The organism is Puia sp. (genome assembly GCF_035546395.1).
In the GTDB taxonomy this organism is placed as follows: domain Bacteria; phylum Bacteroidota; class Bacteroidia; order Chitinophagales; family Chitinophagaceae; genus Puia.
In genome coordinates, this window is sequence record NZ_DASZXR010000006.1 from 247,056 (window position 1) to 269,695 (window position 22,640).

23 protein-coding genes are annotated in these 22,640 nt (G+C 56.2%); 10 read left to right on the top strand and 13 right to left on the bottom strand.

Annotated elements, in window-relative coordinates; genetic code table 11:
- Window positions 1–51 precede the first annotated feature (51 nt).
- Window positions 52–1,416 (top strand): TolC family protein, encoded by a 1,365-nt coding sequence (locus tag VHE34_RS07370; protein ID WP_325586239.1) that lies wholly within the window; start codon window positions 52–54, stop codon window positions 1,414–1,416.
- A gap of 1 nt (window position 1,417) precedes the next feature.
- Here the strand turns inward: VHE34_RS07370 and VHE34_RS07375 are convergent, their stop codons facing one another.
- A complete protein-coding gene (locus tag VHE34_RS07375; protein WP_325586241.1) occupies window positions 1,418–2,890 on the bottom strand; it encodes a homoserine O-acetyltransferase family protein in 1,473 nt (490 codons plus the stop codon).
- 172 nt (window positions 2,891–3,062) lie between these two features.
- Here VHE34_RS07375 and VHE34_RS07380 point away from each other — a divergent pair, with 172 nt between their 5' ends.
- The gene (locus VHE34_RS07380; RefSeq protein ID WP_325586243.1) at window positions 3,063–3,506 is read left to right on the top strand and encodes an OsmC family protein; all 444 of its coding nucleotides are present in this window, start codon (window positions 3,063–3,065) and stop codon (window positions 3,504–3,506) included.
- A gap of 42 nt (window positions 3,507–3,548) precedes the next feature.
- Window positions 3,549–4,703 carry a trans-sulfuration enzyme family protein gene (locus VHE34_RS07385; protein WP_325586245.1) on the top strand — a complete coding sequence of 385 codons (1,155 nt, stop codon included), beginning with the start codon at window positions 3,549–3,551 and terminating at the stop codon, window positions 4,701–4,703.
- A 37-nt stretch (window positions 4,704–4,740) separates the two neighbouring features.
- On the opposite strand, the gene VHE34_RS07390 is transcribed toward VHE34_RS07385, so the two are convergent.
- From VHE34_RS07390 to tgt, 3 genes are read right to left on the bottom strand one after another with little or no spacing between them, the layout of a single operon-like run.
- Complete coding sequence (locus VHE34_RS07390; protein WP_325586247.1) at window positions 4,741–6,066, bottom strand: citrate (Si)-synthase, eukaryotic; 1,326 nt, start codon at window positions 6,064–6,066, stop codon at window positions 4,741–4,743.
- Between the two features lie 41 nt (window positions 6,067–6,107).
- The gene (locus tag VHE34_RS07395; protein ID WP_325586249.1) at window positions 6,108–7,202 is read right to left on the bottom strand and encodes an LptF/LptG family permease; all 1,095 of its coding nucleotides are present in this window, start codon (window positions 7,200–7,202) and stop codon (window positions 6,108–6,110) included.
- A 58-nt stretch (window positions 7,203–7,260) separates the two neighbouring features.
- Window positions 7,261–8,400 (bottom strand): tRNA guanosine(34) transglycosylase Tgt, encoded by a 1,140-nt coding sequence (gene tgt, locus VHE34_RS07400; protein WP_325586251.1) that lies wholly within the window; start codon window positions 8,398–8,400, stop codon window positions 7,261–7,263.
- A gap of 54 nt (window positions 8,401–8,454) precedes the next feature.
- Here tgt and VHE34_RS07405 point away from each other — a divergent pair, with 54 nt between their 5' ends.
- From VHE34_RS07405 to VHE34_RS07415, 3 genes are read left to right on the top strand one after another with little or no spacing between them, the layout of a single operon-like run.
- Window positions 8,455–9,579: a glycosyltransferase gene (locus VHE34_RS07405; RefSeq protein ID WP_325586253.1), complete on the top strand. Its 1,125-nt coding sequence runs from the start codon at window positions 8,455–8,457 to the stop codon at window positions 9,577–9,579.
- Complete coding sequence (rsmG, locus tag VHE34_RS07410) at window positions 9,552–10,190, top strand: 16S rRNA (guanine(527)-N(7))-methyltransferase RsmG (RefSeq protein ID WP_325586255.1); 639 nt, start codon at window positions 9,552–9,554, stop codon at window positions 10,188–10,190. Before VHE34_RS07405 ends, rsmG begins: the two co-directional genes overlap by 28 nt.
- Before the next feature lie 53 nt (window positions 10,191–10,243).
- Window positions 10,244–10,903: a response regulator transcription factor gene (locus VHE34_RS07415; protein WP_325586257.1), complete on the top strand. Its 660-nt coding sequence runs from the start codon at window positions 10,244–10,246 to the stop codon at window positions 10,901–10,903.
- Window positions 10,904–11,029: 126 nt separating this feature from the next.
- Here the strand turns inward: VHE34_RS07415 and VHE34_RS07420 are convergent, their stop codons facing one another.
- Genes VHE34_RS07420 through VHE34_RS07445 form a run of 6 tightly spaced genes read right to left on the bottom strand, consistent with a single transcriptional unit; the run spans window position 11,030 to window position 16,594 of the window.
- Window positions 11,030–12,970, bottom strand: a complete 1,941-nt coding sequence (locus tag VHE34_RS07420; RefSeq protein WP_325586259.1) for a M1 family metallopeptidase — start codon at window positions 12,968–12,970, stop codon at window positions 11,030–11,032.
- Entirely contained in the window at window positions 12,967–13,419 is a 453-nt protein-coding gene (locus tag VHE34_RS07425) for a PepSY-like domain-containing protein (protein ID WP_325586261.1), read from the bottom strand. Before VHE34_RS07425 ends, VHE34_RS07420 begins: the two co-directional genes overlap by 4 nt.
- Window positions 13,420–13,444: 25 nt before the next feature.
- Window positions 13,445–14,221 (bottom strand): 16S rRNA (cytidine(1402)-2'-O)-methyltransferase, encoded by a 777-nt coding sequence (rsmI, locus tag VHE34_RS07430; protein WP_325586263.1) that lies wholly within the window; start codon window positions 14,219–14,221, stop codon window positions 13,445–13,447.
- An 8-nt stretch (window positions 14,222–14,229) separates the two neighbouring features.
- Window positions 14,230–14,475 carry a phosphoribosylformylglycinamidine synthase subunit PurS gene (gene purS / locus VHE34_RS07435; protein ID WP_325586265.1) on the bottom strand — a complete coding sequence of 82 codons (246 nt, stop codon included), beginning with the start codon at window positions 14,473–14,475 and terminating at the stop codon, window positions 14,230–14,232.
- Window positions 14,472–15,236, bottom strand: coding sequence for a CDP-alcohol phosphatidyltransferase family protein (locus VHE34_RS07440; protein ID WP_325586267.1), 765 nt, complete (start codon window positions 15,234–15,236; stop codon window positions 14,472–14,474). The genes purS and VHE34_RS07440 overlap by 4 nt, the downstream gene beginning before the upstream one ends.
- 29 nt (window positions 15,237–15,265) lie before the next feature.
- Window positions 15,266–16,594: an aminopeptidase P N-terminal domain-containing protein gene (locus VHE34_RS07445; protein ID WP_325586269.1), complete on the bottom strand. Its 1,329-nt coding sequence runs from the start codon at window positions 16,592–16,594 to the stop codon at window positions 15,266–15,268.
- A gap of 194 nt (window positions 16,595–16,788) precedes the next feature.
- Between VHE34_RS07445 and pckA the strand changes: the two genes are divergently transcribed.
- Window positions 16,789–18,399: a phosphoenolpyruvate carboxykinase (ATP) gene (gene pckA, locus VHE34_RS07450; protein ID WP_325586271.1), complete on the top strand. Its 1,611-nt coding sequence runs from the start codon at window positions 16,789–16,791 to the stop codon at window positions 18,397–18,399.
- A 137-nt stretch (window positions 18,400–18,536) separates the two neighbouring features.
- Here pckA and VHE34_RS07455 read toward each other — a convergent pair whose 3' ends face one another.
- The gene (locus VHE34_RS07455) at window positions 18,537–19,172 is read right to left on the bottom strand and encodes a deoxynucleoside kinase (protein WP_325586273.1); all 636 of its coding nucleotides are present in this window, start codon (window positions 19,170–19,172) and stop codon (window positions 18,537–18,539) included.
- A 9-nt stretch (window positions 19,173–19,181) separates the two neighbouring features.
- Window positions 19,182–20,186, bottom strand: coding sequence for a tryptophan--tRNA ligase (gene trpS, locus VHE34_RS07460; protein WP_325586275.1), 1,005 nt, complete (start codon window positions 20,184–20,186; stop codon window positions 19,182–19,184).
- Window positions 20,187–20,226: 40 nt separating this feature from the next.
- Between trpS and gatC the strand changes: the two genes are divergently transcribed.
- From gatC to VHE34_RS07475, 3 genes are read left to right on the top strand one after another with little or no spacing between them, the layout of a single operon-like run.
- On the top strand, window positions 20,227–20,517 hold the full coding sequence (gene gatC, locus VHE34_RS07465; protein WP_325586277.1) for an Asp-tRNA(Asn)/Glu-tRNA(Gln) amidotransferase subunit GatC: 291 nt from the start codon (window positions 20,227–20,229) through the stop codon (window positions 20,515–20,517).
- 20 nt (window positions 20,518–20,537) lie between these two features.
- On the top strand, window positions 20,538–21,242 hold the full coding sequence (locus tag VHE34_RS07470; RefSeq protein ID WP_325586279.1) for an ABC transporter ATP-binding protein: 705 nt from the start codon (window positions 20,538–20,540) through the stop codon (window positions 21,240–21,242).
- A gap of 2 nt (window positions 21,243–21,244) precedes the next feature.
- The gene (locus tag VHE34_RS07475) at window positions 21,245–21,799 is read left to right on the top strand and encodes a cob(I)yrinic acid a,c-diamide adenosyltransferase (RefSeq protein WP_325586281.1); all 555 of its coding nucleotides are present in this window, start codon (window positions 21,245–21,247) and stop codon (window positions 21,797–21,799) included.
- 31 nt (window positions 21,800–21,830) lie between these two features.
- Here the strand turns inward: VHE34_RS07475 and VHE34_RS07480 are convergent, their stop codons facing one another.
- Complete coding sequence (locus tag VHE34_RS07480; RefSeq protein WP_325586283.1) at window positions 21,831–22,484, bottom strand: ABC transporter ATP-binding protein; 654 nt, start codon at window positions 22,482–22,484, stop codon at window positions 21,831–21,833.
- Between the last annotated feature and the right edge of the window lie 156 nt (window positions 22,485–22,640).

Consider the following 22,640-nt stretch of genomic DNA (forward strand, 5'->3'; position numbering starts at 1 on the left):
CACAGGTTCGCCGGCCGAAAGCCCATCATAAGCCATAACTATATCAACAATATGCGCACTCTATCTTTCTCATTTTTGTTTCTGTCCCTCGCCCTATGCAGCAGTTCGCTCGAGGCGCAATCCAACGCCGCCGACTCCATCGGCACCGTCCTTACGCTTCGCCAGGCCGTCGACATCGCGATCCGTAACAACCTCGTGGTAAACACCCAGGACCTGCAGTCGCAATCCTACAAGGTCGCCTTCGACCAGTCCTGGCAATACATGCTGCCGACGCTCAATCTCCAGGCCCAACAGGGGATCAACTTCGGCCGAAGCCTCAACCCGACCACCTACCAATACGTCACCCAGCAAACCGGTAGTGGCAACTATAGCCTCAGCTCCAACATTCCCATCTTCCAGGGTCTGCAGCTGCAGAACGGTGTAAAAGCGGCCCGGTATAATTTCGAGGCCAGCCGCTACGATCTCAAATGGCAAAAGGACAATATCACCCTCAGCGTCCTGCTCGCCTACCTCCAGGTCCTCAGCGCCCGCGACCAGCTGGTAGCCGTCCGTCAGCAGGAAGCCCAGGATACGGCCCAGCTCCATCGGCTCGAAGCCCAGGCAAAGGAAGGCGCCGTACTCGTCCTCTCCAACCTGACCGATGTCCAGGGCCAGGTAGCACAGGATGAGATCAATATCGCCAGCTCCGTTAATGCTTTGGAAAGTAATAAGGTCGCACTGTTCGCTCTCATGAACGTTCCCTACAAACGGGATGTGGAATACGAGAACAGCGTCAACACCTCCAATATCGCCGACTACCAGGTCTCACCCGATACCCTGTTCAACACCGCGCTGCAGGTCGTCCCCACCATCGAATCCTCCCGCCTGAAAGTGCTCGCCGCCGAGAGAGTGGTCGCCGCAGCACGGGGCGCTTATTGGCCATCCATTGGTTTCGGCGCCAGCGTCACCTCCTATTACAATGGCTCCGCTGAAGACGCCAACAATGCCAAGATCCCCTGGGGCACTCAGTTCAAAGACAACCGCGCCGAATTCATCGGCCTTAGTCTCAACTGGAATATCCTCAATGGATTCAGGGTCCGCAACAACGTCCGCAACCAGAAAATCAACCTGCAGGCCGCAAAGAACAATGCTAATAATGCCCGCTACTTCCTACAGCAACAGGTCGAGCTGGCCTTCCAGAACATGATCGCCGCCTACAAGTCATACAAATTCTATAACGATCAGGCCGCTGCCTACGCCGAATCCTTCCGCATCACGAACATCCGGTTCACCGAAGGCGTCGTAACAGGCGACGTCTACATCCAGGCAAAGGCACGCAGCGACGCCGCGACGGTCAACGCCGCCTACTCGCGCTATGCCTACATTTTCCGTACAAAAGTGCTGGATTACTACCAGGGCCGCCTCGCGATCCCATAAACTACTCCGATAGCCATTCCCGTAAGTGAATGGCTATCTTCTCGCCTTCCACCATAAACCCGTCATGCCCATAGGCCGAATCGATCTCGATCAACCGCGCATCCGGCAAATGCGCCGCCAGATGCCGCTGCTCCTCGAAGGGACAAAGGATATCGCTCGTAATACCGATCACTAAGGTCTTCTGTCGGATCCCCCGCAACACCGCCTCCACATCCTCGTTCCAACCTCTGCGCGATCCCTCTCCCGCCACATGTCCCCCGCTACCCACACTCCCGGCCACCACCACATGCGCCCCGCCATCCACGCGCCCCTCACTTCCAACAATCGCCACATGTCCCCCGCTGCCCACATTCCCGCCAACCGCCGCATGTCCACCGCTGCCCACATTCCCGCCAACCGCCGCATGGTCCCCGCCATCCACGCGCCCCTCACTTCCAACAGCCGCCGCATTTGCTGCATGCCCCTTGTCGTCAAAATGCCCCCGGCTCGCACCAGTTCCCTCGCCGCCCACGCGCCCCGCCCCAACTCCCCGGCCCCGCGCAATATGGTGACTGTCCATCGCCTTCGTCAGCAACCAATAAGAATGGGCGCTAAACCGCTCCACCAACTTCTTCCCCTGGTATTCTATATAGGAAGAGGCCCGATACCCGTCCAGCTTCTCCGCATCCGGGTCCGTCTGCTTCTGCACCATGATCCCATAATTCCGGTAGGTCAGGATCCCAATGGCCCGCGCCGCCTTCAACCCCTTCTGCCCCGCAGTCGGCCTGGCCTCCCGCCAGCTGCTATCCGCCTCGATCGCCAGCCGCTGCGCCGTATGCACCGCAATCCCCCACGCACTCTCCGTCGGCGACGTCGCAATAAGAAATAACCGCCCGATCACCTCCGGCTCCATCACCACCCACTCCAACGCCTGGTAACCACCCATACTTCCCCCCATCAGCAGATAGATCCGATCGATCCCCAAATGCTGACGCAATAAGATATGCGCCCGAACCATATCCCGGATCGTGATCATTGGAAAATCGGCATACAACGGCCGCTCGCCCCCAGAACACGGGTCGACAGCCGCTCCGCCAGAGCCCGCCGCATCCCCCTCGATCCGCTCCTCAGCAGCCGCTCCGCCAGAGCCCGCCGCATCCCCCCCGATCCGCTCCCCAGCAGCCGCTCCGGCAACCCCAACCCCATGCTCCCCAACCCCTGGTCCCGCTCCCACCGGCCCCGTAGTCCCATAACAGGAACCAAGAATATTGGCACAAACAATGAAATAATCCTCCGGCCGCACAACCCCATGCTCCCCCACGACACCCGGCCACCACCGCGCCACATCCGAATTCGCAGTAAGGGCATGACAAACCCAAACCACATTGCTCCGGTCCGCATTCAGCCTCCCGTACGTATGATAGGCGATCGTGATCCCGGGCAGTGACCCACCCGCTTCCAGCACAAAAGGCTGATCCAGTCGTAGATAATTCATCAATGTGATAAAAATGATGCCGGCAAAAAATGAGAAAAATATAATTTTTTGCCGAAAATCCGCTAATATCTGTTCACTCGGCCCATTGCCTCGTGAAACAAATTGGGCTCCGCCCAATTTTGGACACAAAATAAGTGCTTACACCTCGTAAATTTGCAAAAATCTTCCATTTATGATCCGAATCGAGTTGGACAGGGTTAACGGGGACTTTGGTTTCGAAGCAAAAGACGCTTATGGTCACACCGTACACCTCGATAGCAGCCCTGAATCCGGTGGGGCCAACTTCGGGGTACGCCCCATGCAAATGCTGCTCATGGGCCTCGGCGGCTGTAGCGGCATCGATATCGTCTCCATCCTCAACAAACAACGCCAGACGGTCACCGGCTTCCACATGACCATCGACGGCGAACGCGAAAAAGGCAAGGAACCCACCCTCTGGGAAACCGTCCATATCCAGTTCGACCTCAAAGGAGAGATCGACCCCGACAAGGCAAAAAAAGCCTGCCAGCTGTCCATGGACAAATATTGCTCCGTCGCCGCCACCCTCCGCGAAGCCCGCTGCCTCATCACCTGGGAGGTCGTCGTCAACAACCAGTCAGTCTACCGCTGCCAATAGGACAAATCAATCATTTTAAAAAAATCTCCCAAAACACCCCCCATGTCCCATCGCATAACGCAAGCCATCCGCATCCGCGCCGACCAGACCCCCGAAAAAGAACACTCCACCCCCCTGTTCCTCACCAGCAGCTTCTGCTATGAGGACGCCGAAGAGATGCGCGCCGTCTTTGCCGACGAGAAAGAAGGCAACATCTACAGCCGCTTCAGCAACCCCTCGGTACAGGAATTCACCGACCGCCTCGCCGCCCTCGAAGGCGCCGAAACCGGCTTCGCCACCGCATCCGGCATGAGCTCCATCGTCGCCACCTTCCTCACCTTCCTCAAAAAAGGCGACCACCTGCTCACCTGCAACGCCATCTTCGGCAGCACCCACACGGTCATCACCAAGTACCTCCCCAAATACGGCATCGAGTACACCTACGTCAACACCGATACCTCGACATGGGAAGCACAAATAAAACCCAATACCAAAATGATCTTCCTCGAGACCCCCACCAACCCGGGTCTCGACATCGTTGACCTCTCCGCCGCAGGCGCCATCGCAAAGAAGCACAACCTGCTGTTCAATGTCGACAACTGTTTCGCTACCCCCATTGGTCAGACGCCCATCGATTTTGGCGCCGATCTCGTCGTCCACTCTGCCACAAAATGGATCGATGGCCAGGGCCGCGTCCTCGGCGGCGCCGTCCTGGGAAGAAAAGAACTGATAAAGGACGTCTACCTCTTCTGCCGCAGCACCGGCCCCTCGCTTTCCCCCTTCAATGCCTGGGTCCTCAGCCGAAGCCTCGAAACCCTCGACGTCCGGATGGAACGCCACTCGTCCAACGCCCTCTACCTCGCACAATCCCTCGAGAACCACCCCGCCATCGCCTCGTTGAAATATCCCTTTCTCCCCAGCCACCCGCAACACACGATCGCCAAAAAACAGATGAAGAATGGCGGCGGCATCTTTTGCTTCGAACTCAAAGGCGGCCTCGAAGCCGGCCGCAAGTTCCTCGACGGCCTGCAGATGCTCTCCCTCACCGCCAACCTCGGCGACACCCGAAGCATCGCCTCCCACCCCGCCAGCACCACCCACGCAAAACTTACCGATGAAGAGCGCGCCGCCGTCGGCATCACCCCCGGCCTCATCCGCATCTCCGTCGGCCTCGAACACAAAGACGACATCCTTTCGGATGTCGTCCAGGCTCTCTAATTCAAAAGCCCGGCAGCGCCGGGCTCAATTTTATCTTTTACTCACCCCAAATATCCCCCTCCCCCTTCAACCAACCCTTTACACTCTCCGTCGTCACCGACTTCGGCCGCTCCAGCGGGAATCCCAACGCCCGGTCCCAGCAAAGGCTCGCCAGCACCCCAAGCGCCCGGCTCACCCCAAACAGCACCGTATAAAATTCGTATTCGACCAGTCCATAATGCACCAGCAACGCCCCGCTGTGCGCATCCACATTCGGCCAGGGATTCTTGATCTTCCCAAGCGACTGCAATATCGGTGGCACGGTTTCATAGATAGTCCACACGGTCTGCACCAACGGATCATTGGGGATATGCTTCTTCCCAAATTCCATCTGCGCCGAAAACCGCGGATCGGTCTTCCGCAGCACCGCATGCCCATATCCCGGCACCACCTTCCCCTCACTCAACGTCTTCTGTACATACTCGGCGATCTGGTCCGGCGAAGGCCGCTCCACCCCCAGCTCCTCCCGCATCTCGAGGATCCATTTGATCACCTCCTGGTTCGCCAGCCCATGCAAGGGACCCGCCAACCCATTCATCCCCGCCGCCAGGCTCAGGTAAGGATCGCTCAACGCCGAACCGACCAGGTGCGTCGTATGCGCGCTTACGTTACCACCCTCATGATCGGCATGGATCGTCATATAAAGACGCATCAGCTCGCGGAACGTCTCATCCTCATAACCCAGCATATGCGCAAAATTTCCCGCCCAGTCCAGTAGTCCGTCAGGATGTATATGATCTTCGTTCTTATATTTTCTCCGGTAAATATACGCGGCAACCCGGGGCAGGCGCGCGATCAGGTCCATCGAATCGTCAAAAACAGCCTCCCAATAATCTTTCTTCGCCATCCCCTTTGCATATCGCTCGGCAAACTTACTCTCCGTTTGCAACGCCATAATAGCAACCGTGAATTGCGTCATCGGGTGCGAATCCTTCGGCAAAGCTTCGATCGCCGCAAAAACATGGTTCGGCACATGACTTCGCCGTTGCCAGTTGGCCGTAATATCGTGCACATCGCTCTCGGCCGGCAATTCCCCCAGCAGCATCAAATGAAAAAGACCCTCCGGCAGCGGCTCGGTCCCACCGGCCGCCTTCGGCAGCCGCTGCTGCAACTCCGGTATCGAATATCCCCTGAAACGGATGCCTTCCTGCGCATCCAGCAAAGACGTCTCGGTCACAAGCCCCGTAATTCCCCGCATCCCCTGGTATATCTGCGCCAAAGTCACCTCTCCGATCTTCTTATTCCCATGCTCCTTGATGATATCCTTTATCTCGGCCGACAGCCCATCGGCCTTCGCCTTGAACCTTTCTTTTATTGTTGCCATAGCGATCCTGTTATTGTTCGTAAATGTACACTACAAAACGTTTATTTTGGCGTTTTTATATACAATCCACACGCGACTCCGCTAAAAATAATATTCGGCAACCACGCCGCCAGGATCGGTGGCATATTCCCCTTCGTGGAAAAGGTAACCGAAAATTTATCCATCACTACAAAGATCGCCGCCAGCACGATCCCCACCGCCAGGTGAAGCCCGCTGCCGCCACGGATCTTCCGGCACGCAATGATCGCCCCGATGATCGCCATGATGATCACCGAAAAAGGCGTCGCATCCCGGTGATACAACTCCACCTTGTACGTATTCAATCCTTCCGAACCCCGCAATTCCTCCATGTGGATGAATTGATGGAGCTCAGGTGTCGTCAGCTTGTCTTTCAGGTAATCGTCCCGTCGCAGTTCTTTGGGTTGTACGTTCAGATTGACATGCAATGTATCCTGCCGCTTCAGCGTCTCATGCACCCCATCGATCGTCCGCTCCACCACCGACGTCAGCTTCCAATCCTTTTTGGCCGGATCCCAGCGCACCGACTCCGCCCGGATATTATAGGTCACCTTATTCCCCTTAAGCTTCTGAAGAAAGAAATTCGTCGCCACCTTGTTCAGCGTATCGTAATAGCGGAACCCGACAAAGGTCACCGGGTCCACCCGCAGGTAAAAATTGCTGTTCTTGTAAGGATCTCCGTTGTAACTGCTGTTCCGGTCCACATAAACGGCCTGGAAATCCGTGCGGATCTCGTTGGCCTTGGGAATGAAATACTGGCTCGCCAGCCAGAAGATCAGCGACAGGAACACCGATCCGATAATATATGGCCGCAGCATCCGGTTGAACTTCACCCCACCCGCGAGAATCGCAATGATCTCGCTCCTTCCCGCCAGCTTGCTCGTAAAATAGATCACCGCGATAAAGACCATCAGCGGATAGATCATCGACATGATGAACGGAATGAACCCGATATAATACAGCATGATCAGCTGCTTCGCATTCAACCCGCTTCGCACAAAGTCATCCGCCTTCTCGCTCGTATCTATCACCACCGCAATCACGGTGATCACCAGCATCGTAAAAATGAAGGTACCCAGGAATTTTTTTAATATGTATCGATCGAGCAGCTTGATCATATGTTGTGCGGCCGCCGCAATTTACTTCATATCCCCCATTTTCCCGCATCAAACAACCCTACAGCCGCTGTTTTAACACTTCCACCTGCTCCCGTTTCCAACCCGCAAAATCCCCCGCCAGGATATGTTTCCGCGCCTCACCCACCAACCACAGGTAAAATGCCAGGTTATGCACGCTCGCGATCGTCAACCCCAGTATCTCCTTCGCCTTTACCAGGTGCCGCAAATAGGCCTTCGAATAATAAGCGCTGAAAGCGCACCCAATGCCGTCGTCAATCGGCGAGAAGTCCAGTTCCCATTTCTTATTATCGATATTGATCACCCCCCTGGAAGTAAAAAGCATCGCATTCCGCCCGTTCCGCGTCGGCAGCACACAGTCGAACATATCCACTCCCCGGTCGATACACTCCAGGATATTCCAGGGCGTCCCCACACCCATCAGGTACCGCGGCCGGTCCGCCGGCAACGCATCACAGCAGGCCGCGCAAATCGAATACATCTCCTCCTCCGGTTCGCCCACCGAAAGCCCCCCGATCGCATTCCCCACCGCACCCTTGCTGGCCACGTATTCGCAGGACGCCTTCCGCAGCTCGGGAAACACGCTGCCCTGCACGATCGGAAAAAGGTTCTGCGTATACCCGTATTTGTCAGGGGTCTGGTGAAAATGCGTCCAGCACCGGTCCAGCCAGCGATGCGTCAGGTGCATCGATCTCTCCGCATAATTACGTTCACAGGGATAAGGCGGACACTCGTCGAAGGCCATCGCGATATCCCCCCCGATCGTCCGCTGGATGTCCATCACCTTCTCGGGGCTGAACAAATGCCGGCTGCCGTCGATATGGGATTGAAAGACAACTCCCTCTTCCTGTATCTTCCTCGTACCCGAAAGCGAGAACACCTGATACCCCCCGCTATCCGTCAGAATCGGCCGGTCCCAGCCATTGAACCGGTGCAGCCCCCCCGCCTTCTCCAGCACCTCCAGCCCCGGCCGCAAGTACAGGTGGTAAGTGTTTCCCAATATGATCTGCGCCTGCACTTCCTCCTTCAGCTGCTGCTGCGACACGGCCTTTACACTCCCCACCGTCCCGACGGGCATAAAGATCGGCGTCGCGATCTCCCCGTGATCGGTGGTGATCCGCCCCGCCCGGGCCACCGACCCCGGCGCCCCCCCTTCCAATGCAAATGTTAACGCTCCCATATTTCAAAGGGCGCAAATTACACCCAAATTTGTATTTTCGCCACGTAAACCACTATGACAATATTCCGGAGTTTCCCCTGGCTCGAACTGTTTTTCACCCTTTTTTGCTTGATCACCCTGGTACAATTATTCTACTACGGTTGGTTCTTCAGAAGGCTGGCGTTCTATTCCCCCCCACCAAAAGAACATTCCCAACAACACCCCGTCAGCGTCATCATCTGCGCCCGCGACGAAGCCGCCCGCCTCGTCACCCATCTCCCGGGAGCCCTCGCCCAACGATATCCCAGCACCCACGAGATCATGGTCGTCAACCACAACAGCCAGGACGAAACACGCTACCTGCTGGACGAATTTAAAAAGACCTTTAAGGGCCTCCATATCGTAAACCTCGAACACGAAGCCCTCGGCATCCCCGGTAAGAAATACCCGCTCAGCATGGGCATCAAGGAAGCCCAGCACGAGATCGTCCTGCTCACCGATGCCGACTGTATCCCCGCCACCGAGTTCTGGATCCAGAAGATGCAGGACGCATACATCGACGGGGTCGAAGTCGTCCTCGGCTATAGCCCCTATAAAAAAAGCCCCGGCTTCCTCAACAAGATCATCCGCTTCGACACCTTCCACACCGCCCTGCAATATTTCTCCTACGCCCTCGCCGGCTATCCCTATATGGGCGTCGGCCGCAACCTCTCGTATAAAAAAGACCTGTTCTTCCGCAACAAAGGCTTCTCCGCACTCAACCACGTCCCCGGCGGCGACGACGATCTCTTCATCAACAAGGTGGCCACAAAGGACAACACCGCCATCGTCGTGGACCCCGATACCTTCACCCTCTCCGAACCCAAAAAGACCTTCCCCGAATGGTATCGCCAGAAGACCCGCCACTACACTACCGCCAGGTACTACAAACCCATTCATAAATTCCTGCTCGGACTCTATTCCGCCACCCACGTCCTCTTCTATCCGCTGCTCATCGCCAGCCTCTTCTTCGACTGGCGCATCGCCCTTATCCTGTTCGGCGTTCGATCGATCACCCAGGGATTCATCTTCCACAAAGCCATGCGCAAGCTCGGCGAAGAAGACCTCTTTCCCTGGTGGTGGCTCCTCGATATCTGGATGTTCGCCTATTATCTCATCTTCTCGACCTCGTTATGGAAACGCCCAAAGGCCTGGAAATAGTCCTGCAGTACTTCTCGGACTTCACCCCGGCGCAGCTGCAACAGCTCGAAGCGCTCGGTCCCCTCTACAAAGAGTGGAACGCAAAGATCAACGTCATCTCGCGCAAAGACATCGACAGCCTCTATGAGAAGCATGTCCTCCATTCCCTGGCCATCGCCGCGGCCTTCACCTTCGCCCCCGGCATGGAGGTCATCGACATCGGCACCGGCGGCGGCTTCCCCGGCATCCCGCTGGCCATCTTCTTCCCCCAAACAAAATTCCACCTCGTCGACAGCATCGGCAAAAAGCTCAAGGTCGTCGACGCCGTCCGCGAGGCCACCGGCCTCACCAATGTAACGACACGGCATACCCGCGCCGAAGACATAAAGGATCGCAAATTCGACCTCGCCGTCTCCCGCGCCGTCGCCCCCCTGAAACATCTCCACGCCTGGTCCCGCCCCCTCCTCCGCAAACCCCGCCCCGGCAACCCCTCGGGCCTCATCTGCCTCAAAGGCGGCGACCTCGCCGCCGAAATATCGGAAAGCAACACCCGCCCCCGCATCATGGAAGTCTATGAGCTCTTCCCTCTCAGTGAATTCCGCGAAAAATACCTCCTCAACGTCCCCTATTGAAAATTACCACAATGTGGTATTGCCATCTCGCCAAAGGACCGGACCTTTGCCCCATGACAATATCTGTTTGCATTGTAGATGACAACAAAGACATCCGCTCTGCCCTCGAACAGATCATCCTGATGGCAGATGGCTACACCCTGGCCGGCTCCTACGCCGACGCAGAAGAAGCCCTGCAGAAGATTCCCGAGGCAAGACCCAACGTAGTCCTCATGGACATTAATCTGGGAGATGGAGAGAGTGGCATCGATTGCGTCCGTCAGCTGAAACCGCAATACCCGGAAATACTTTTCATGATGTGTACCATCTATGAAGAGGACGAAAAAATATTCGAAGCCCTAAAGGCAGGCGCCAACGGCTATATCCTCAAAAAGACGGCCCCCGGCAAGCTCCTCGACTCCCTTCGCGAGCTGCACGAAGGCGGCGCGCCTATGAGCTCCCAAATAGCCCGCAAAGTCGTCAACGCCTTCCAGGTCAAAGGCCCCTCCGACCCCGGAGCCGGCGCCGCCAGCGCCTCCGCAAAGACCATCAGCATCCTCTCCAACCGCGAGAACGAGATCCTCGAACTCCTCGCCCAGGGAATGCTCTACAAAGAAATAGCCGCCCGTCTCTATATCAGCCAGGAAACAGTCCGCAAACATGTCTATCATATATACGAAAAACTACATGTGAACAACCGTGTCGAGGCCATCAACAAGTTTTACGGCAGATAGTACCACAAAGTGGTATTGTTTTACCCTCCAGGGGCACATACCTTTGCCGGGGGTTGCTAATAATCAAATCCGTTAGTCATTACACCTTATTTCAGCAAAAGGCCGGTCGCAAGACCGGCCTTCGCTTTACCAATTGAGTTCGAGTTTATTATTCTTTCGATCCACATCCGCCATCCGCTGGCTTGGATCAATCTCCACAATCTTCATATCCAACAACTTACGGTTCACCGTAAACGTATACGTCGGACTCGTCCACTTCCACGGCTCAAATACCGTCCGCGGCACCGACGCATCCTCCGCCTCCTTCGCCCCAAACATCAGGTATTGCGGAATATAGGCCATCTCCTTAGACCCATCCTTATACGTTATCAGCACATCCAACGGCATCGGCATCTGCCCCACCATCTTCAGCCGGATATTCGACTTCCCATTCTCCTCCCAAAGACTGTCGATCCCAAAATCGATCGTCTTGGTCGTATTGATCCAATACTCCCGGTACCAATCCAGCTTCATCCCGCTCACCTTCTCCGCAATCCGCAGAAAATCGCTCGCATTCGGATGCTTGAACCTCCACTCCCGGTAATACTCCAGCAGAATCGCATCCCGCACCGGGTCGCCGACAATATATCCCAGCTGGTCGATAAACATCGCCCCCATCGAATACGACGCAATACTATACGCGAAATTCGTATTGAAATGGTCGGCGTGCGTCGTCAACGGCTCCTGCAACCCGCTCCGTTGCAACGCGAAATACGAGCTGTACGACCCGCTTTGATGCAGCGGCAGCTGCCGGTCCTTCGCCACCTGATCCTGCCAATACCTATTGTCCGGGTTCCTCTTCAGCATCTCCTCATGGTAGTAGGCGCTCACTTCCCCCTCCGCATACGTCGTAAACCCTTCGTCCATCCAGGGATACATCGACTCATTCGTCCCCAGCATGCCCTGGTACCAGCTATGCATCCATTCGTGGAACGCACCGCCCAGCGAAGGTCCCACCAGCAGCGTGCTCATCGGGTATTCCATCCCGCCATCACCCCCATGAACAAAAGAATACTGTTTGTAAGGATACTTCCCGAAATGCTTCTCGATAAAAGGGAGCACCATCACCGCCGCATCCGCCAGGTTCGTCCAAAGCGTATCCTGCCGCGCATCCCCGCTCGCGTTCTTATAAAGCACATTGATCGTCGGTCCGCCCGGAACGTGTCGCACCAAATGCTTATAATCCGGATCGGCCGCCCACATGAAATCATGCACCTCCGGCGCCCAAAAATGCCAGGTCAGCCTATCGCCCGCCGGCCGCACCACCTTCGTCCCCGCCGACTCATATCCATAGCCAATCGCCGCCGCATTCTCCAAATACCCCGTCCCGCCAAGGATATATCGTTTGTCGATCTTGATCGTCACATCATAATCACCCCATACCCCATAGAACTCCCGCGCCACATACGGCGTCGGATGCCAGCCCTCATAATCATATTCGCACATCTTCGGGTACCACTGGCTCATGCTGTACCTGACGCCGGTCTGCGGATTGTCCCTCCCGCTCCGCCGGATCTGTAACGGCACCTGCGCCTCGAACTTCATCTGGAAGCTTACCGTCGCGTGCGGCAGGATCGGCCTGGGCAGCTCCGCCTCCAAAATCGTCTCTTCTTCTTTATATTTCACCGGCGCCCCGTTCATCGTCAATGCCAGCACATGCTGGTAACCAATTTCATCCGGCTTCAGATTCAGGATGCGATCCTTCACCCGGCTGTCCCAGTCCCGTTGCTCGCCTCCACCCCGGCGCCCGGAAGAATAAACGATCTTCCCCAACTCCCGGCTACGGGTATCCATCATCGACCCCGGTTGGAACGCGTTCCAGTAAAGATGGTAGAACACCTTCTTCAACGTGTCCGGTGAATTGTTCGTGTAGACAAGCGTCTGGCTCCCTGTGAACCGGTTCGTGTTCACATCCACATCCACCGTCATGGTATACTTCACCCGTTGCTGCCACCGGTCCGGCTGTGCCGAAGCCCCGGCGCAAAATCCCAGGATCAGCATCCCGGCAATCATTATCGTTTTTATCATAGTGTACTCGAATCTTTTAACAGTTGTCCCTCGGAGCTAAACGTCAGGTTCTTCTTATTAAGGTCGCTCTTCTCCACGAATAGCAAATACTGTACAGTATTGCCCGGCATGAATTTTATCGTCACCGTCTTCACCTCCCACTCGGCCCCGGCATACTTGCTCTTCGCCAGTCCATCCTTCACCGCCGCCGGCAACTCGTCCTTCGTGATCTTCTTCGTCGACCATTGCCATTCGCCGTTGTTGCCAAACCGGGCCACGAATTTATCCTTTCCCTCCGTGAAGCTCGCCTGGAAGCTCCCGGCCAGCAACTTATCCGACCAGCTCACTGCCGACGCATGCGGATACTTCGCCTTGAACGAATCCGTCACCACGGCCGGAACGCTACGAAACTGCGCGTGAGCCGTAAACAATGCCCCGCAGAAAAGCGACAGAAATACGATCTTCTTCATAAAAGTATATTTTAGGTTTATTTCCTCATCCCTCGCCCCCCAGCTCGGCCTCATCCACCTCATCAACATCCTCCGCCCGCTCCGATCCCTCCGACACATCCCCCCGCTCCAGCGCCTCCACCGCTGCCCGCCGCTTCCCACTCACCCCCTCGATAACAATGACAATTTCTCCCTTTACACCCTTTTCTTTAAAATGTTCGGACACCTCCTTCAACCCTCCCCGGCGATTCTCCTCGAAGACCTTCGTCAACTCCCTGCTCACACAGCAATGCCGATCCGCCCCAAAGTATCCCGCCAGCTCCTCCAACGTCTTCACCAACCGCAACGGTGATTCATACAACACGATCGTCCGCTCCTCCAACGCCAGCTGCTTCAGCAACGTCTGCCGTCCCTTCTTCGGCGGCAGGAACCCTTCAAAGCAGAACCGGTTCATCGGCAGGCCGCTGTTCACCAGCGCCGGCACAAAGGCCGTCGCCCCCGGCAGGCACTCCACTTTGACCCCGATCCGGATACACTCCCGCACCAATAAAAAAGCCGGGTCTGATACACCCGGTGTCCCCGCATCCGTCAGCATAGCCATCTTCTTGCCCAACAACAACTGATCGGCCAGATGCGCCAACACCCGGTGCTCATTGTGTTGATGGTAGGGCGAAAGCGGCTTGACGATTTGATAATGGTTCAGCAACCTCGAAGAGTTCCGCGTATCCTCTGCCAGGATCAGGTCCACACTCTTCAGCACTTCCAGCGCCCTGAGCGTGATATCCTGCAAATTCCCAATGGGAGATGGAACGATATAAAGCAAAACAATTGTTAATTGACAGATATCTCAAAGTATTCCATAACGGGATTCGCAAGCAATTTCTTCCCGGCCTCCTCCGCTATCTTTTTCGCTTCATCCGCCGAAGCCGCTTCGATCTGCAGATGGATATTCTTCCCAATGCGCACATCGCTCACACTTCGAATACCCAGATTCTGCAAACCACCCATCACCGCCTTCCCTTGCGGGTCCAACAATTCCTTTAAAGGCATAACTTTTACCTGAACCGTATAAATCATACTGTCTTCTCTTTAGCGACCAAAGATACAATAATATAAAAGATGAACACCACCGGCACCGCCAGCCACTTCAAAAACACAGCCGCCAGCACCGCCAGCACCAGCAACAGCACCTTCGGCCAGTTATTTCGAAGTCCATAATCCTTGAACTTCAGCGCCATCAACGGCAACTTACTCACCATCAACCAGCCCACCACCACGATCAGTCCATACAGCACCCATCGGTTCGTCACCAATGCCCTCACTTTCTCGCTGGTCGCATACCAACCGATCAACGGCAGCGACGCGATCAGCAAACCCGCGGCCGGCGCCGGCATGCCCTTGAATCCATAGACCTGGGTCTCATCGATATTGAACCGCGCCAACCGGTAGGCGGCACAGCAAGGAAAGATCAGCGCCGGCAGCAACCAGCCCACCGAAACATCCAGTCCATCCGGTTGCTCCGCAAAGCTCAGCCGCAGCAGTTGATACAGGATCATCCCCGGTGCCACGCCAAAGCTCACCAGGTCCGCCAGTGAATCCAGCTGTTTACCCATCGGCGAGGTCGCCTTGAAGAGTCGCGCGACAAATCCGTCGAAGAAATCCACCAGCCCCGCCAGCCCCATGAACAACGAGGCCCAACACACCCGCTCCGGCATATTGATGTATTGGGTGCCATCGCCGAAGCTCATCACGGCAATGCCGTTCTGAAGGACCAGGATCACCGCAATACAGCCAAAGAACAAGTTCAACAGGGTGAAAAGGTTGGGTATATACTTCATGCCCGAAAATTACAGTAAATTATTCGATCCTAAACAACATGCCGCCCGTGCGCCATAACACTCTCGATCTCTTCGACCGTAATAGGTACACCCGCCATCAAGTCCAGATTCCCGTTCACGCCGATCCATACATCATTCTCTATCCGCATCCCCATCTTTTCCTCCTCGATATAGATACCCGGTTCCACCGTCAGCACCATCCCCTCCCGAAACGGCTCATGCCTTGGCCCCAGGTCATGCACATCGATCCCCAGGTGATGCGAAACCCCGTGATAGAAATATTTGGAGTGCGGCGCCGGGCCGTCCACCCCCGCATTTGCAATATCCGCGGTCGTCAGCAGGCCGATCCTGACCAGTTGCCGGCTCATTTCCTCACCCACCTGCCGCGTATAGTCGGCGGGCAGCAGGCCCGGCCGCAGCAAGCCTTTCGCAAAATTGTGCACCGCCAGGCAGGCATTGTATACCTCCGCCTGCCGTTTCGTAAACCGCCCATTCACCGGCACCGTTCGCGTCAAATCCGCGGCATATCCCCCATACAAAGCCCCGAAATCCAGCAGCACCAGTTCGCCGTCGCGGCACTCGCCGTTGTTCGCAATGTAGTGGAGGACCCGCGCCGAGTCGCCGCTCGCCACGATGCTTTCGTAAGCCGGACCCAGGCTCCGTCGCGAGACGAACCCCCGCCAGATCTCCGCCTCGATCTCGTATTCCATCACCCCCGGCCGGATAAAATGCAAGAGATGCCGGAACGTCTCACCCGTAATGTCCGCCGCCCTCTGCATCAGTTCTACCTCGGCAGGCGATTTGATGGCGCGCAGCTCCCGTAAAATAGGCGCCGCCCTCCGCAGCGTATGCAATGGGAACCGCGAACGCAGTTCGTCGATCAGTCGATATTCCCGCGAAATAAGCGGCCCCCTCCGCCGGTCGTTCTCGTTCGAGTTGAGATAGATACTATCGGCCATATGTATCCACTGCGGCAGCAGCGTGTCCAGCATGTCCGCCCACAGCACCGTCGAAATGCCCGAAATAGCCTTCCCCTCCTCGGCACTTAGCCGTTTCCCGTCCCACTTCTCCTTCAACGCATTCGGCCGCACCAGCACCAGCACCTCCCGGTACTTCGGTTCCGGGTGCCCCGGGAACAGCACCAACATCGTGTCCTCCTGCCAAACGCCCGTAAGCCAGAACAAGTCACTGCTCTGCCGGAACGGATAATGCGCATCGCCATTCGCCGGCATCTCGTCGTTACTCGCAAAGATCGCAATACCGCCGCCGCTGCCAACGCCGCCGCCGACACCCATCCCCGCCACAAACCGCCGCCGGTTCTCCGCAAACAACCCCGGATTATTGGGAAAATACCTCATAGTCCGACAAATTTATGGATTGATCACCAAAACCGGGATTTTCATAAACCGGGCCAAAACTAACAATTGTTAGTTTAGCAATATTTTAACCAATGACCCCCGTAATTTGATAATCTCTAATCAAGCAGCCCGCCAGGCCCTTGCTATAAAATATTTTAATTTTAGCTTTGTATAAACAAACGATAGCTCAACATATGTCAGTGCCTGTTTTTGTCATCCCCACGGACCATCTCGTCCGCCTGGGCCTGAAGATTACCGACTCTCTACACTACCAGCTCCAACCCCATGAACTCGTCCGTCACGCCCTCCGCCGCAAAGAAGGCGTCCTCAACGACACCGGCGCACTCGTCATCAAAACCGGCGCTTTCACCGGGCGAAGCCCAAAAGACAGGTATATCGTCAAAGATGAGATCACGGCCGGCACTATTCATTGGAACGATTTTAACCAACCCCTCGACGCCCCCCACTTCGACAAGATCTTCAAGTCCATCACCCAATACCTCAACGCCCTCCCCGAGCTCTTCGTCCGTGACTGTTGTGTCTGCGCTCATCCCCAGTATCGTCTGAATCTCCGCGTCATCAACGAGCTCGCCAGTACAAACCTCTTTGCATACAATATGTTCCTCCGCCCCACCGAGGAGGAGCTCGAGACTTTTCGCCCCGACTGGCAGATCCTCTCTGCGCCGGGCCTGCAGCTCGACGCCGCCCTGTGCGGCACCCGCAGCTCCAATGCGGTCGTTATCTCCTTCCGTCTTAAGCTGATCCTCATCGCCGGCACGGGCTACACCGGCGAGACCAAGAAGTCGATATTTACGATCCTGAACTATCTCCTGCCCCGCGAAAAGAAAGTGCTCAGCATGCACTGCAGCGCCAACCGAGGTCCCAGGGGAGACACCGCGATCTTCTTCGGGCTCAGTGGAACAGGTAAGACAACGCTCAGCGCCGACCCGCGCCGCCAGCTCATCGGCGACGACGAACATGGGTGGACCGCCGACAGTATTTTTAATTTCGAAGGCGGTTGCTATGCAAAATGCATCAATCTCAAAGAGGACAAGGAGCCCGAGATCTATCGGTCCATCCGTCCCGGCGCGCTGGTCGAGAACGTCCGGTTCTATCCCGAAACCGATAAGATCAATTTCGAAGATGGCTCCATCACCGAGAACACCCGCGTAAGCTACCCGTTGAGTTATATCAGCAACGCGCTCGAGCCTTCGCTTGGCCCGACGCCAAAGAACATTTTCTTCCTCACCTGCGATGCCTACGGAGTGTTGCCGCCCATCTCCCGCCTCACTCCGGGCCAGGCCATGTATCAGTTCATTTCCGGGTACACCGCCAAGGTCGCAGGGACGGAAACCGGCATCACCGAACCAAAACCAACATTCAGTGCCTGCTTCGGCGCCCCCTTCCTGCCCCTGCACCCCGGACAATACGCCCAGCTGCTGGGCGCAAAGATGAAACAGCACAACGTAAAAGTCTGGATGATCAACACGGGCTGGTCGGGGGGCGTCTTCGGCAAGGGTAGCCGTATCTCCCTGGCCTACACCCGCGCCATGATCACGGCCGCCCTCGAAGGCGCCCTCGACGCGGTGGAATACACGCCCCATCCCGTTTTCGGCATGGCCATGCCCCTCAGCTGTCCCGGCGTCCCCGCCGGGCTCCTCAACCCCCGCAATACCTGGCCCGACCCCGGGGCCTATGACCGGATGGCCGACGAAGTCGCGGGCTGGTTCCTCAAAAACTTCGGAAAATACGCGGACGGCGTCGATGCCGAGATCCTGTCCGCCGCACCTACGCCAAAAAAATAAGGCTAAAAATTTTGTTTTGTCCGGAAAAAAACTGAGCTTGGCAGCACTTTTTTACACAGTCTTCGATTGTTTGCCAAAACTAACTCCATCCCACGATGGGGTTTTTTTATTGCCCGCGGCAGCCGCAGGCCGCCGCTCTAGAACAGCCCGTACAACTGCGAGTCAATACGCGTAATGATCTCCCCCAAATGCTCCTCATTCTCCGGAAACTTATTCTTATCAATATCCACGATCAGCAGCGGCCCCTCCTTGTATCCCTCGATCCACTTATTATAAAAATCGTTCAGCCGCTTCAGATAGTCCAGCCGGATATTCTCCTCATACTCCCGTCCCCGCTTCTGTATTTGCGCCACCAGCGTCGGCACCGACCCCTGTAAATAGATCAGCAGGTCCGGCGGCTGCACCATCCGCTTCAACGTTTGGAAGAACTGGAAATAGTTATTGTAGTCCCGCTTGCTCATCAGCCCCATCTCATGCAGGTTCGGCGCAAAGATATGCGCATCCTCGTAGATGGTCCGGTCCTGGATCACCGTTTCCGTCCCCGTATGTATCTCCAGCAGCTGATTCAACCGGCTGTTCAGGAAGAAGATCTGCAGATTGAACGACCAGCGCGGCATGTCCTCATAAAAATCATTCAGATACGGATTATGGTCCACATCCTCGAACTGCGGGATCCACTTATAGTGCTTGCTCAGCATCTCCGTCAGCGTCGTTTTGCCGGCGCCGATGTTCCCCGCAACGGCAATGTGTTTGGGCTTTTTGCTTTTATTCATAGTCGTTGGTCAAATATAATTCAATCCTATGGCATCCTTGGCCAATTCAATCGTCACCTTCGCGCTGGCCCGCGCCTTTGCCGCCCCCTGCTCCATCACCCGCCGCAGGTATACGTCATCGTTCTGGATGTCCGTCGCCCGCTCGCGAATAGGCGCGATGAACCGGACCATCCCTTCCGCCAGCTCTTTTTTCATATCCCCATAGCGGATCGTCCCCGCTTCATAGTCCGCCGCAAACTTCGCGATCATATCCTCCGGCGCCACCAGCCGCAACAACTGGAAAAGATTGGCCACCGAATCCGGCATCGGCGCTCCCGGTTCTCCGCCGCTATCGGTCTTGGCCTTGGAGATCTTCTTGCGGATCGCATCATCGCTATCGGCCAGGTACAGCGTCGCCATCTGGTTCTCGCTCTTGCTCATCTTCCCCGCCCCATCCAGGCTCGGCACCTTCGCCAGCGCCTCGCCGAAATTGAAGGCATAAGGCTCGGGAAAGACGTCACGACCGTATCGCTGGTTGAATCGCTGGGCATAGTCACGCGCAATTTCCAGGTGCTGCTCCTGGTCCTTACCCACAGGCACCAGCGTAGCCCGGTGCAGCAGGATATCCGCCGCCTGCAGCACCGGGTAGGTCAGCAGACCCATATTCACGTTATTCGGTTGCAACCGCACCTTATCCTTAAAAGTGGGGGTTTTTTCCAATTCTCCCTTATAAGCGATCATATTGAAAAACAGGTAGAGCTCAGCTGTCTCCGGCACATGGCTCTGACAGTAAAAAGCCACCTTATCCGGGTCCAACCCGCAGGCGATATTCTCCGCCATCACCCGCCGGACATGCGTCCTTAGCTCCCGGGTCTCGTTCAGCGTGGTAAGAGCATGAAGATCAGCCACCATGAAATAACACGTATACGCATCCTGCATCCGCACATAGTTCCTAACCGCGCCAAAATAGTTCCCCAGGTGCAGGAACCCCGTCGGCCGGATACCGCTCATAACAATATCAGTCTTTTTTTCCATTGGACCGCGAAGATAGCTATTTTTGTCCCAAAGCATTGGCATGGAAGTCAACGACGCCCTCATAGACAATTTATCCAATCTCGCCCGCCTGGAATTCAACACCGCCGAAAAGGAGGCGATCAGGAACGACCTCCGGAAGATGATCCATTTCGTGGAAAAGCTCGGCGAACTGGACACTACCGGCGTCGAACCCCTGCTGCACATGAGCCCCGAGGTCAATGTGCTCCGGGAAGACGTCCTGCAGGGCTCCATCCCCCGCGAGGCGGCCCTCTCTGTCGCACCCTCCACCGACGGAACTTACTTCGAAGTTCCCAAAGTCATCCGAAAATAATACCCCCCCACCAACCTATAATGACACCCATCATCCACCTTGACAATATCCACAAAAGCTACTTCATGGGTAAGCAGGCCCTGCCGGTTCTCAAAGGCGTCTCCCTGGATATCATGAAGAACGAATACGTCGCCCTGATGGGTCCCTCGGGTTCGGGGAAGAGCACCCTCATGAATATCCTCGGCTGTCTCGACACTCCCACCTCGGGAAAATACGTGCTCAACGGCCAGGACGTCAGCAAAATGTCCGACGATAACCTCGCCGACGTGCGCAACGTCGAGATCGGTTTCGTCTTCCAGCAGTTCAATCTGCTGCCCCGTCTTACCGCCGCTGAAAACGTCGCCCTGCCCCTCGTCTATGCCGGGGTACCGCCAAAACAGCGCATCGAACGCGCGTTGGCAGTATTGGAGAAGGTCAATTTAAGCGATCGCAGCCATCACAAACCCAACGAGCTCTCCGGCGGACAAAGCCAGCGCGTCGCCATCGCCCGCGCCCTGATCAACAACCCCTCCCTCATCCTCGCCGACGAACCCACCGGTAACCTCGATACAAAGACCTCCATCGAAATAATGGATATCTTCTCCGCGATCCAGGCCGCCGGCAACACCGTCGTCCTCGTCACCCACGAAGAGGACATCGCCAACTACGCCCACCGCATCGTGCGGTTGCGCGACGGGGTAATAGAAAGCGATCGCCGCCGCGCCGCCGCGACAGCCACCACATAGCCATGGCCAACCGGATCTATACAAAAACAGGGGACAAAGGCACCACCTCCCTCATCGGCGGCACAAAAGTGCCAAAAAGCCATCTCCGTATCGAAGCCTACGGCACCATCGACGAACTCAATTCCTTCATCGGCCTCCTCGGCGACCATCTTCCACCCGCCTTTCCCACCATGATAAGGGAGATACAGGATCGCCTCTTCACCATCGGCGCCTCCCTCGCCTGCGACCCCGAAAAAGAACCCAAATTCGCCATCCCCGACCTCCGCGAAACCGACATCCAGGGCCTCGAAAAAGCCATCGACGCCATGGACGCCGAACTCCCGCCCATGAAATCCTTCGTCCTCCCCGGCGGCCACCCCGCCGTCTCCACCGCACACGTCTGCCGTTGCGTCTGCCGCCGCGCCGAACGCTGCGTCGTCCGCCTCCGGGACGAAGAGCCCGTCGAACCCCTCGTCCTCCAATACCTAAATCGTTTAAGTGATTATTTGTTTCAGCTGGCCCGCTTTATCGGCCACCGCCTGTCCATCCCCGAAATACCCTGGAAGCCAAGGATTTAACCCACCTATCGCCCACGCAGCAACCGCCAGCTCAGCCCACCATCATCCCATCTTTCATATGCAACACGCGATCACTCATCGTAGCGAGCTCTTCATTATGCGTAACGATCAGAAAGGTCTGCTGGAACCGGTCCCGGAGATCGAAGAAAAGCTGATGCAGCTCCTTCGCATTCGCAGTATCGAGGTTACCCGTCGGCTCATCCGCAAAGACGATATCCGGTTGGTTTATCAGCGCCCTCGCCACTGCCACCCGTTGCTGCTCGCCGCCTGACAAGGCTCCTGGCTTGTTATCGCTCCGGTGGTCCACGCCAAGCACCCTCAGCAGCTCCATCGCCCGCTCCTCCACGTCCCGCTTCTTCCGTCCCGCGATCCAGCCGGGAATACAAACATTCTCCAGCGCGCTGAACTCCGGCAGCAGGTGATGGAATTGAAAGACAAAACCGATGTGTTTGTTGCGAAACGCCGCCAGAGGTTTCCCTTTTAGATCGTGTATCTTCCTGTTCCGCAGCACAATTTCCCCCTTCGCCGGCACATCCAGCGTGCCAAGGATATGCAGTAAAGTGCTCTTACCTGACCCCGAAGGCCCGACGATGCTCACGATCTCCCCCTTCGCAATGTCCACCGTCACCCCCTTCAAAACCCACAGATTCCCGTAATATTTTTCTATTCCCTTGGCTGTTAACATACTATTAATTTGGTTGCAGCGTTCACAAACCTACTACCCAAAATATGTGCGGGCAATACGCTTCCCGGCGCAAAATAGCGCATTGCCCGCAAACCGCTAATGTCGGTCCTTCGGACAAGATGCCTCCGGCATCTTAAATTAGCAAAGTAGAAATTT